12 protein-coding genes are annotated in these 10,954 nt (G+C 62.7%); 11 read left to right on the top strand and 1 reads right to left on the bottom strand.

Annotated features, from left to right (window positions below; all coding sequences use genetic code 11):
* From Q7T64_RS00860 to Q7T64_RS00850, 3 genes are all read left to right on the top strand, one after another.
* A partial coding sequence (locus Q7T64_RS00860; protein WP_304789583.1) for a TRAP transporter substrate-binding protein occupies window positions 1-738 on the top strand: 738 nt, incomplete at its 5' end.
* Window positions 739-747: 9 nt separating this feature from the next.
* Window positions 748-1,284 carry a TRAP transporter small permease subunit gene (locus Q7T64_RS00855; RefSeq protein WP_304789580.1) on the top strand — a complete coding sequence of 179 codons (537 nt, stop codon included), beginning with the start codon at window positions 748-750 and terminating at the stop codon, window positions 1,282-1,284.
* Window positions 1,281-2,609 carry a TRAP transporter large permease subunit gene (locus tag Q7T64_RS00850; protein WP_304789576.1) on the top strand — a complete coding sequence of 443 codons (1,329 nt, stop codon included), beginning with the start codon at window positions 1,281-1,283 and terminating at the stop codon, window positions 2,607-2,609. Before Q7T64_RS00855 ends, Q7T64_RS00850 begins: the two co-directional genes overlap by 4 nt.
* Here the strand turns inward: Q7T64_RS00850 and Q7T64_RS00845 are convergent.
* Entirely contained in the window at window positions 2,578-3,744 is a 1,167-nt protein-coding gene (locus tag Q7T64_RS00845; protein WP_304789573.1) for a hypothetical protein, read from the bottom strand. The two genes, Q7T64_RS00850 and Q7T64_RS00845, sit on opposite strands and share 32 nt — an antisense overlap.
* 412 nt (window positions 3,745-4,156) lie before the next feature.
* On the opposite strand from Q7T64_RS00845, the gene Q7T64_RS00840 reads away from it, so the two are divergent.
* The 8 genes from Q7T64_RS00840 to soxA all read left to right on the top strand — a co-directional run bounded on the left by Q7T64_RS00840 (window position 4,157) and on the right by soxA (window position 10,821).
* The gene (locus tag Q7T64_RS00840; protein ID WP_304789570.1) at window positions 4,157-4,471 is read left to right on the top strand and encodes a c-type cytochrome; all 315 of its coding nucleotides are present in this window, start codon (window positions 4,157-4,159) and stop codon (window positions 4,469-4,471) included.
* 9 nt (window positions 4,472-4,480) lie between these two features.
* A complete protein-coding gene (locus Q7T64_RS00835) occupies window positions 4,481-5,755 on the top strand; it encodes an NAD(P)/FAD-dependent oxidoreductase (protein WP_304789566.1) in 1,275 nt (424 codons plus the stop codon).
* 134 nt (window positions 5,756-5,889) lie between these two features.
* Entirely contained in the window at window positions 5,890-6,393 is a 504-nt protein-coding gene (locus Q7T64_RS00830) for a (2Fe-2S)-binding protein (protein ID WP_304789563.1), read from the top strand.
* Window positions 6,390-8,591 carry a xanthine dehydrogenase family protein molybdopterin-binding subunit gene (locus tag Q7T64_RS00825; RefSeq protein ID WP_304789559.1) on the top strand — a complete coding sequence of 734 codons (2,202 nt, stop codon included), beginning with the start codon at window positions 6,390-6,392 and terminating at the stop codon, window positions 8,589-8,591. The genes Q7T64_RS00830 and Q7T64_RS00825 overlap by 4 nt, the downstream gene beginning before the upstream one ends.
* Before the next feature lie 60 nt (window positions 8,592-8,651).
* On the top strand, window positions 8,652-9,185 hold the full coding sequence (gene soxX, locus Q7T64_RS00820) for a sulfur oxidation c-type cytochrome SoxX (RefSeq protein WP_304789556.1): 534 nt from the start codon (window positions 8,652-8,654) through the stop codon (window positions 9,183-9,185).
* A 23-nt stretch (window positions 9,186-9,208) separates the two neighbouring features.
* Window positions 9,209-9,694 carry a SoxY-related AACIE arm protein gene (locus Q7T64_RS00815; protein ID WP_304789553.1) on the top strand — a complete coding sequence of 162 codons (486 nt, stop codon included), beginning with the start codon at window positions 9,209-9,211 and terminating at the stop codon, window positions 9,692-9,694.
* Entirely contained in the window at window positions 9,694-10,017 is a 324-nt protein-coding gene (gene soxZ, locus Q7T64_RS00810) for a thiosulfate oxidation carrier complex protein SoxZ (protein WP_304789551.1), read from the top strand. Before Q7T64_RS00815 ends, soxZ begins: the two co-directional genes overlap by 1 nt.
* Window positions 10,018-10,071: 54 nt before the next feature.
* Entirely contained in the window at window positions 10,072-10,821 is a 750-nt protein-coding gene (gene soxA / locus Q7T64_RS00805; protein WP_304789548.1) for a sulfur oxidation c-type cytochrome SoxA, read from the top strand.
* The last annotated feature ends 133 nt before the right edge of the window (window positions 10,822-10,954 follow it).

The following is a 10,954-nucleotide window of genomic DNA, read 5'->3' as shown; positions in this document are numbered from 1 at the left end:
CCTTTTGGCCTGAATTTCCAGGGCATCAATGGCTGGCTGTACGACGGCGGCGGACTCGATCTGTGGCAGGAAGTCTATGCACCGTTTGGCATGATGGCGCTGCCTTGCGGCAATACCGGCGTGCAGATGACTGGCTGGTTCAAGAAGGAAATCAAGACTGTCGCCGACCTCAAGGGTCTGAAAATGCGTATTCCCGGCCTGGCCGGCAAGGTCTACGCGCGCCTGGGTGTGGACGTAAAGCTGCTTCCCGGCGGCGAGATCTTCCCGGCGCTGGAGCGCGGCGTGATTGATGCAGCCGAATTCGTCGGGCCGTTCCAGGATCGTCGTCTCGGCCTGCACAAGGCGGCCAAGAATTACTACACGACCGGATGGCACGAGCCTGCAACCGTTTCCGAACTGCTGATTAACAAGGCGGCCTGGGCCAAGCTACCCAAGGATTTGCAGGCGATTGTCGAAAACGTCTGCGCCGCCTGCAATGCGATCAGCGAAGCATGGTGCCAGCGCACCAATGCGGAAGCCATGGAGGACCTGGTGAAAAACCAGGGTGTCAAGGCACGTGCGTTGCCGGATTCCGTGATCGCTGCGCTGAAGAAAGAAACCGCAATCGTGTTGCAGGAGGCGGTTGCCAAGGACCCGATGACCAAGAAGGTGCATGACTCTTACATGGCCTACAAGGTCAAGTTCGACGCCTGGTCCAAGTTCAGCGAAACCGCGTACCACAATAAAGTTCAGGGCTAAAGGATAGTCATGGCGAAACGAGGACTCACGCGGTCGGCGGAATCGATCGAAAGCATTATCGACTTTGTCGGCAAGGCGACGTCCTGGCTGTCTTTGGCGATCATCATCCTGATGACGGTCAATGTCATCCTGCGCTACACACTGAGCTACGGCACGGTGTGGGCGCAGGAGCTGGAATGGCATTTGATGGCGGCGCTGATCCTGTTCGGCATGAGCTACGCCATGCTGCGCGGGGAAAACGTCAGGGTCGACCTGTTTTACGCCCATTACTCGCCGCCCATGCGACTGGCGGTGGATATCCTGTCCTGCCTGCTGACCATGGCAGTGGCGATCACGTTCATCTGGCTGTCGCTGTCTTACGTGAGCCAGGCCTACGGCATCAATGAAGTATCGTCCGATCCGGGCGGGCTACCGATGCGCTGGGCGGTGAAAGCGCTGCTGCCGATCGGTTACGGCTTCTTGCTCTTGCAAAGCATCGGCGCGCTGTTCAGGTTGCTGGCCAGTTACCCGGCCGCGGCCGAGCCAAAAACCCCGGGGAGCGCATGATGCCGGAAGTGCAGACACTTGCGATCCTGATGCTGGTCGGTTTTTTCGGCCTGTTGATGCTTGGCGTGCCGGTGGCGATATCCCTGGCCACCACCGGTTTCCTGTTCGGTGTGATGGGATTCGGCACCTCCTTGTTCAACCTGGTGCCGGCCCGGCTGTTCGGCGTGGCGACCGGCTATCAGTGGCTGGCAATCCCGCTATTCATTTTCATGGGGGTGATGCTGGAGAAATCCCGGCTGGCCGATGACTTGCTGGATGTGATGGGCCATATTGCCGGCCGCGTGCGCGGCGGCATGGCCGTCGGCATCGTGCTGTTTGGCGTGCTGATGGGCGCTACCACCGGCATTGTCGGCGCTACGGTGATCACGCTGGGCTTGCTGACCTTGCCAACCCTGATCCGGCGCGGTTACGACAAGAGCGTGTCCTGCGGCGTGATTTGCGCCTCCGGCACATTGGGGCAGATCATTCCGCCCAGCCTGATCCTGATCCTGCTGGCGGACATCATGCAACTGTCGGTCGGTACGCTGTTTGCGGCAGCGGTCGGGCCGGGCATGCTGCTGGCCGCGGTCTATATCATCTATATATTGGTACTCGGCTGGCGCAAGCCGCACCTGATGCCGCCGATCTCGCAGGATGAGCTCGATTCGGTGACGCGACGCCAGTTGTGGGTGCGCTTTTTCAAGGTGGCGGTACCGCCCGTGATGCTGGTGGTCGCGGTGCTGGGCTCGATCATTGCCGGCATTGCGGCGCCGACCGAAGCCGCGTCGATGGGGGCATTGGGCTCGATCGTGGTCGCTGCCGTTTCGCGGCGCTTCACGTGGACGGTATTGCGCGACGTGGTGCGCGACACCACCAAGATCACCGCGATGATGATGTTCATCCTGATGTGCGCGCAGGTGTTCGCCCTGACTTTCCGCGGACTGCATGGCGAAGACTTGATCGTCAAGATGTTCAACATGCTGCCAGGTGGCGTCAATACCGGCATCTGGTTCATGATGCTGCTGATTTTCGTGCTTGGCTTTTTCGTCGAGTGGATTGAAATCAGTTATATCGCGGTGCCGCTGTTCCTGCCCATCCTGTTACCGCTGGGTGTGGATCCGATCTGGCTGGCGATGCTGATCACCTTGAACCTGCAGTCGTCGTTCCTGACGCCGCCGTTCGGCTGGGCATTGTTCTACCTGAAAGGGGTGGCCCCGCCCGAGGTGACCACCAGCGACCTGTATCGGGGCGTCGTTCCGTTCATTGCGATGCAGTTGGTGGCGCTGGTGCTGCTGTTCCTGTACCCGTCCATCGCTACCTGGTTGCCGAAGTATATTGGCTGGTAACCGGTACTGGCTGTAATCGCGCGCTGGCGTCCTGCGCCCTGGCCGGCAATGCCGGTGCGGGGCGCAGGCTTGTATTGCTGCTGGTATGGCGCCAGGCATGGCGCACGACGCTGGCGGTCGACATGGACAGCGAATACATGTCCAGCGAGATTGCCCGCAATAATCTGCCGCCTTCGTCTGCGGTGCACAGCCTTTGCCAGCGCGCCGGCGCCAGCGGATGACCCAGCACTGTCGTTGCCTGGGTAATGCGTGGCATTCCCGAGCGCCGCGGCGAGGGTTGAACCGATTCCGCCACCAGGTTCAAGCCGGCAAGTATCGAGGCGGTCAGGCCCGGCCAGCAGTGCGGAACGCAATCGATCAGCACCGCTTCCCCTGTCGCCACATCCACCCGCGCGCGCAAGCGCATCATGCCGTTGAATGCGCTGACCTGGCACAGCCTTGCGGCCAGCCGCTCCAGCTCCGGATGAAATCGTGCGGACTGTCCTGGGTCCAGCCCGGCAATCGCGAATGCGGTCGGCTGACCGCGGTCAGCCAGCAAACTGATGCTGGCGTCGATGCCAGCGACAATTTGCTGCGCAATCAATAAGGTGTGCGCCGGCATCCGCAGCAGATCGCTGCGGCAACGTATCAGCAGTTTGCCGCCCGAGTGCCGTTGCGAAACCGGCTTGACCAGGAATGGCAGGCCGAGTTCTGTCGCCAGCGATGCGAAGTCCGGCTGCGTGTCGCCGCCGATCAGCCGGCTGGCCGGCGCAGGCAGGCTGTGGCGGCGGCACAGTTGCTGGAACTGCCAGCGGTCGTCCAGCATGGTCATGGTCGCGGTATCGGGAATCGGCGCGACCGTGACCGCGAGCCGTTCGCCGACGCGGTTGACCATGCCGATGGCATCGCAATCGGTCGGGATCAGCACCAGGTGCCGGTTGCGGCGGGAAAGGTGGTCTAGCAGGGTGACGAAAGCGTCGTCGTCAGCACCGTCGAACCGGATCGTCGCCTGTTGTTTGCAAAGCGAAGACCAGCGCAATCCGCGATTTCTTTCAGTGCCGATCACCATGCAGCCAGCGTCGGTGAAGCTGCGGACTGCCTGCAAGACGGCAAGCGTAACGCGCCGATCCTGTCCCATTACGATGTAGTTGATCATGCGCGTCTCCCGATCCGGCGGCCTTGCGGAGCGCTTACTGTACTGGGAGCAAGACACCTGATTTTGAGAAATCGCAACCCTGGGGCGCAGCGCAGGCTGGCCGGTTCGGCGCGCTGTCAAACCTGGATCGACACCTGGGGGCATGCCAGCCGGTCCGTGCCGCCGACGGCCACTGCGGCATCGCGCCGGAGCGATATTTTCATGTTGAACTGGCAGACACAATTTCATTTGCTGTGCTAAATTTCGACACGCATCACACTGCAAGACTCAAACAATAAAGGAGGCAGCACATGTCGCGGTCGCGCCTGTTCTGGCAGCGCGTTTATGCTGCACTGCGGGGTGTTCATCTCCCTGTCAATTCCGAATTTCCCCGAACTCCCCCCAACAACAATACGGCCCCACAGGAGATCCGATGCGAAGCACCGCTGTTTTACTGATTGCCGGGATAGCGGCGTTTGCCGCCATCCCGGCGCAAGCCGCAAGCAAGGAATACATTGCCGGGCAGCGGCTGGCTGCGACCTGCGCCAATTGCCATGGCACCAATGGCGTGGCCATCGGCGGGGGCTTCCTGCCGCTCGCGGGCATGCCGGCGAACGCCATCGTCGCCAACATGAAAGCGTTCCAGGCCGGTACCCGGCCAGCGACGATCATGCACCAGATCGCCAAGGGCTATACCGATGAGCAGATCCAGTTGATGGCCGCTTTCTACGCGGCCCAGAATAAATAGGAGCCGGCCATGTTAAGACGTCAGTTCATGCAGGCAGCGGGCTCGGCCGCGTTGCTGGTCTCGGCGGCCGGATGCGCCACAGTTGGCACACCGGCCCGGCGCAATGTGGTGGTCATCGGTGGTGGCTATGGCGGCGCTACGGCAGCCAAGTACCTGCGCATGTGGAGCGGCGGCTCAATCAACGTCACGCTGGTGGAGCCCAACGCCAATTTCATTTCCTGCCCCTTGTCCAACCTGGTGCTGGGCGGCAGCCGGCAGATCGCCGAGCTGACTGTTCCCTACAGCGGCCTGGCCACGCGGCACGGGGTCAAGCTGGTGCGCGACACGGCGCTGTCGATCGATGTCGACAAGCGCATGGTGCGGCTGGCGGGCGGACAGACGCTGCCTTACGACCGGTTGATCGTGTCGCCGGGCGTGGACGTCGTTTATGACGGCTTGCCCGGCATGGCCAGTGCGGCTGCCCAGGACAAGGTGCTGCACGCCTGGAAGGCCGGCGCGCAGACACTGGCCTTGCGCCGCCAGCTAGAAGCCATGCCCGATGGCGGCGTGTATGCAATCACGATCCCGACTGCGCCGTACCGCTGCCCGCCCGGCCCGTACGAGCGGGCCTGCCAGGTGGCGCATTATTTTTCGCGCGCCAAGCCGCGTTCCAAGGTGCTGATCCTGGACGGCAATCCGGATGTGACCTCCAAAGGACCCTTGTTCAAGCGCGTCTGGGCCGAGCGTTACAAGGGAATGGTCGAGTACCGTCCCCAGTTCGTCACGGCCGATGTCGATGTCGCCGGCAATGCCGCCGTATCCGAATTCGGAGACCGCGTCAGGGCCGACGTGCTCAATGTCATTCCGGCGCAACGCGCCGGCGCCATTGCGGCCAGCAGCGGCTTGGCCAACATCAACAAGCGCTGGTGCGAGGTCGATTTCCTGACTTTCGAATCGACCCAGGCGCGTGGCGTCCATGTCCTGGGCGACGCCATCCAGGTCGCGCCGCTGATGCCCAAGTCGGGTCACATGGCCAACCAGCATGCCAAGGTCGCAGCCGCTGCCGTGATCGACCTGCTCAATGGCGTTGCGCCCAATCCGGCGCCGATGCTGACCAACACCTGCTACAGCTTCGTGTCCGACCAAGACGTGATCCATGTGGCGTCGGTGCATCGCTGGGACGCCGCCAAAAAAACCTTGCTGACGGTGCCAGGATCGGGCGGCGTGTCGTCGGCGCCAAGCCAGCAGGAAGGTATCTACGCCATGAACTGGGCCCGCAATATCTGGGCCGATTCCCTGATGTAGCTTTCACACCGGCCCGGCCAGTGCGACGCCGGTTCGTGTCCCCCTGCAGCAAGTGGACACGAACCGGCGGCAAGCAACGGTAAATGTGTACTACTCCCTTTTGATATGAGAAAACAACCCGGAAGGAATGCCAAATGGCAAAACTGAACGTCAACGGCAAGACCCGCGATTTCGAGGCGGAAGCGGACACCCCCTTGTTGTGGGTGCTGCGGGAGCAGTTGGGACTGACCGGCACCAAATACGGCTGTGGCATCGCCCAGTGCGGCTCCTGCACCGTGCATCTGAACGGCGAGCCGACCCGCAGTTGCGTGTTGCCGGTGTCGACCATCAAGGCCACCGACAAGATCGTCACCATTGAGGGCCTGTCGGCCAAGGGCAACCATCCGGTCCAGAAAGCATGGGCGGCGCTGGATGTGCCGCAATGCGGTTATTGCCAGAGCGGCATGATCATGTCGGCCGTGGCGCTGCTAAAGGCCAAGCCTGATCCGACCGACGCCGACATCAACGACGCGATGACCAACATCTGCCGCTGCGGCACCTACAACCGGGTACGCGCGGCCATCAAGGCGGTCGCAAAAGGCGGCGATGTCCGCAGCGCCGGCCTGGCCATCCAGCACAAAGACGGGAGCACGACATGAACAAACCGCTGATGCTGACGATCTCGGACGATCTGCCCGACAGCGGCCGGCGCCGCTTCCTGAAGGGGTCCACGCTCGCCGCTGGCGGCCTGGTGGTGGGTTTCCATATCCCGTTTGTCAGCAGCGCGATGGCGCAAGCCGTCACGCCCGAGATCAATGCCTGGGTGGTGATCAAGCCCGACGACACCATCGTGATCCGTATTGCCCGTTCCGAAATGGGGCAGGGTACGCTGACCGGCCTGGCGCAACTGGTGGCCGAGGAACTCGAAGCCAATTGGGCGCGGGTGACCACGGAATATCCAACGCCCGGCCAGAGCCTGGCGCGCAATCGTGTCTGGGGCGATTTTTCCACCGGCGGCAGCCGCGGTATCCGGCAGTCGCATGATTACGTGCGCAAGGGCGGCGCTGCCGCGCGCATGATGCTGGTGCAGGCTGCGGCCAACCAATGGAAAGTCCCGGTTAGCGAATGCCGCGCCGCCAACAGCATCGTGACCCATGTGCCCAGCGGCCGCACGATCCGCTACGGCAAGCTGGCCGCCAGCGCCGCCAAGCTGACTGCGCCGACCGACATCGCGCTGAAGGACCCGAAACAATGGAAGATCGCCGGCAAACGCCTGGCGCGTCTGGACACGGTTTCCAAGACCAACGGCGCGCAGATTTACGGTGCCGACCTCAAGATGCCCGGCATGCTCAATGCGGCCATCAAGGACTGTCCGGTATTTGGCGGCAAGTTAAAGAGTTTCGATGCGGCTGCGATTGAAAAGCGTCCGGGCGTGAAAAAAGTCGTGCGGGTCGGCGACAGTGCAGTGGCGGTGGTGGCCGACACCTGGTGGCGGGCCAAGACCGCGCTTGATGCGCTGCCGATCGAATGGGACTATGGCCCGAACGTCAATACCAGCTCGGCCAGCATTGCCGAATGGCTCAAGGCCGGGCTCGACGCCAATGATGCAGTGGTCGGCAACCAGGCTGGCGACGCCCGCAAAGCGATTGCCGGCGCCACCCGCAAGATCGAGGCCGTGTATTCCTATCCGTTCCAGAATCACGCCACGATGGAGCCGATGAACGCCACCGCGAAGTGGACGCCGGAGCGCTGTGAAGTCTGGACCCCGACCCAGAACGGCGAAGCGGCGCTGGCTGCGACTTCCGAAGCGGCCGGACTGCCGCAAGCAAAATGCGAAGTCTACAAAATCAACCTCGGCGGTGGCTTCGGCCGGCGCGGCGCAGTGCATGACTGGGTACGGCAGACGGTTGCCATCGCCAAGCAAATGCCCGGTACGCCGGTCAAGCTGCTGTGGACGCGTGAAGAAGACATGCTGCATGGCCGCTTCCATCCGGTCACCCAGTGCAAGCTGACTGCGGGCCTGGATGACAAGGGCGAGATCACCGGCCTGACGATGCGCCTGTCGGGCCAGTCGATCGTGGCGGCGGTGTTGCCGCAACTGATGCAGAACGGCAAGGATCCGGTCGTGTTTCAGGGCTTGAACCCGTCCGGGCCGGAAGCCTCGATCGGCTACAGCTTTCCGAATGTGCTGATCGACCATGCGATGCGCAACCCGGCGGTGCCGCCCGGTTTCTGGCGTGGCGTCAACCTGAACCAGAATGCCATCTACCTCGAAAGCTTCATCGACGAAATTGCCAACGTGACCAAGCAGGATCCGCTGGCCTTGCGGCGCAAGCTGATGGCCAACCATCCCAAGCACCTGGCCGTGCTCAATGCGGTGGCCGAGCGGGTTGGCTGGGACAAGCCGCCGCCAAAAGGCGTGTTCCGCGGCCTGGCGCAGACCATGGGCTTTGGCAGCTATGTCGCCGCCTGCGCCGAAGTGTCGGTCAGCAGTGACGGCGTGCTCAAGATCCATCGCATCGTCGCGTCCACCGATCCCGGCCATGTCGTCAACCCGCAGCAGGTCGAGGCGCAAGTCGAAGGCTCGTTCGTATATGGCCTGTCGGCTGCGCTGTATGGCGAGTGCACCCTGAAGGGCGGGCGCATGGAGCAGGAAAATTTCGACACCTACCGGGTCATGCGCATGGATGAAATGCCGGTGGTGGAAACGGTGCTGGTGCCATCCGGCGGTTTCTGGGGCGGTGTTGGCGAGCCGACCATTGCCGTGGCAGCGCCGGCCGTACTCAACGCGATCTTTGCGGCGACCGGCAAGCGTATCCGGGACTTGCCGCTGAAAAACCACAGCCTGAAGGCTTGAGCAAGGTTTGACAGTGGCTTGAAAGAAGCGGCATTGGAGGAAGGCTTGGGTGGGTGCTTGATGGATAGCCGGAATCCGGGTGCGGACGACATGGGGCGAGATCGGGCCGGCGTTGCATGGCGACGCCGCCTGGCTTCTACCCTGGTCACCGCTGGACTGGTGTGCGGCGGTGTCGCTTTTGCCCAGGCAGGCGCCAACGGGGGCGCCGCGGTGCCCCCTGCGCAAGTGGTGCTAGTGGGCGACGCGATACCCGAACCCTTGCTGGCTGCGCCGGGTGATGCCGCGCGTGGCCGCGCCATCATCACCGACCGCCAGGTCGGCTTGTGCCTGTTGTGCCACAGCGGACCATTTCCGGACCAGCGTTTCCAGGGCGACATTGCCCCTTCGCTGGCCGGCGCCGGGTCGCGCTGGTCTGCCGGCCAGTTGCGCCTGCGCATCGCCGACCCCGGCCGCCTGAACCCTTCCACCATCATGCCGTCGTACTACCGACTCGACGGCTTGCAGCGGGTAGCGCCGTCGTGGCAAGGCAAGACAGTATTGTCCGCACAGCAAATTGAAGACGTCATTGCTTATTTGCGCACGATGCGCAATTGATCCACAGGAGCCAGCGACCCACCATGAGCCAGCCAATGGACCCGATGCCCGATGAACCTGACCGTCGCCGGCGGCGCTTGCTGGGGGCCGGCGTTTGCGCCGGTGCGCTGGTAATGGTTGGTCCCGCGACTGCCACGCCCCCCGCCATGCAGGCGGCGCTTGCGCAGTGGACGGGCGGCGCCACGGTGCGTCCCGGCAAGGTCAAGCTGGATGTGGCCCGCCTGGTCGACAATGGCAATACGGTGCCGATCACGGTCACGGTAGACAGCCCGATGACGGCCGGCAATCACGTCGTGGCCATTGCCGTGTTCAATGAGCGCAATCCATTGCCGGATGTGGCTCGATTCACGCTCGGTCCGCGCGCGGGAAAGGCGATGGTCGCTACCCGCATCCGGCTGGCGACCTCGCAAAACCTGCTCGCCGTGGCCAAGTTGTCGGACGGCAGTTACTGGTCGCACCAGGTCGATGTGGTGGTGACGCTGGCGGCCTGCATTGAAGGAGATGGCTGATGGCGCGCACGCTGGTCAACATGCCCAGGACGGCAAGACGGGGCGAAGTCATCGAGATCCGCGCCCTGATCGCCCATGTGATGGAAACCGGGTTTCGTGCCGGCTCGGATGGCCGCCAGCAGCCGCGCGACATTATCCGGCGCTTTACCTGCCGCTATAACGGCGTGACGGTTTTTTCAGCCGAGCTGTTTCCGTCCATTTCAGCCAATCCCTATATTGCTTTTCATACGCTGGCCACCGAGAGCGGCAGCCTGGTGTTTTCCTGGGACGGCGACAATGGATTTGCGCAGAGCGAGACGCTTGGCTTGACGGTGACCGGGTAGGTGTCGATGGCCTTGTCTTGCCGCTTGCCTGCTTATCTGCGGGTACTTACGTGCTTGCTGTTGCTGTTGCTGTGGTTCGGGCAGGTTCTCGCCCAGTCCGCGGATGGGCGTTTGCCGGGATCGGCCTTCATGGGGCCGGCGACGCAGGCCATGCAGCGTGACGATACGCAAAATCCCGCCATGCTGTGGGTCAAGGGCGGCGAGGCGCTGTGGCGTGCACCGGCCGGGACTGCCCAAAAGAGTTGCGCGGCTTGTCATGGGCAGGCCGAGGCCAGCATGCGTGGCGTGGCTGCGCGCTTTCCGGCGTTTGATGCTGTGGGCAAAGTGCCGGTCAATCTGGGACAGCGCATTAACCTGTGCCGTTCCCGGCACCAGCAGGCCCCGCCGTGGAAGCTGGAGAGCGATGATTTGCTCGGGATGGAGAGCTATCTGGCGCTGCAGTCGCGCGGGATGGCGGTGGCGCCGCCGGCGGATGAGCGGCTCAAGCCTTTCGTTGCGCGCGGGCGGGAGCAGTATTTTGCGCGGATCGGGCAGTTGAATTTGTCTTGTGCGCAGTGTCATGACCAGCAGGCCGGCAAGCGGCTGGGGAGTGCGCTTATTCCGCAGGGGCATGCTTCGGGGTATCCGGTTTATCGGCTGGAGTGGCAGGGGATGGGGTCGTTGCAGCGGCGCTTGCGCAATTGCATGAATGGGGTAAGGGCGTTGCCGCATGCTGCGGGGGCGGTTGAGTTGGTGGAGTTGGAGCTTTATCTTGCGGGGCGGGGTGGGGGGATGGTGATGGAGGCGCCTGGGGTGCGGCCTTGATTTGCGGTATATTTTATTGATATTTTCTGGTTAATTGTTTCTTGTCAATTTAATAGGTTTTTATATTCTTTGTGGTTAAGCGGGGTGTGCGCCCCCGCGGGCGCGTAACTTTCTTTTTGACGCGTCAAAAAGA

Source organism: Lacisediminimonas sp., assembly GCF_030645335.1.
In the GTDB taxonomy this organism is placed as follows: domain Bacteria; phylum Pseudomonadota; class Gammaproteobacteria; order Burkholderiales; family Burkholderiaceae_D; genus Lacisediminimonas.
Note: the sequence above shows the minus strand (reverse complement) of the source record. Positions and strands in the feature narration are given on the sequence as shown.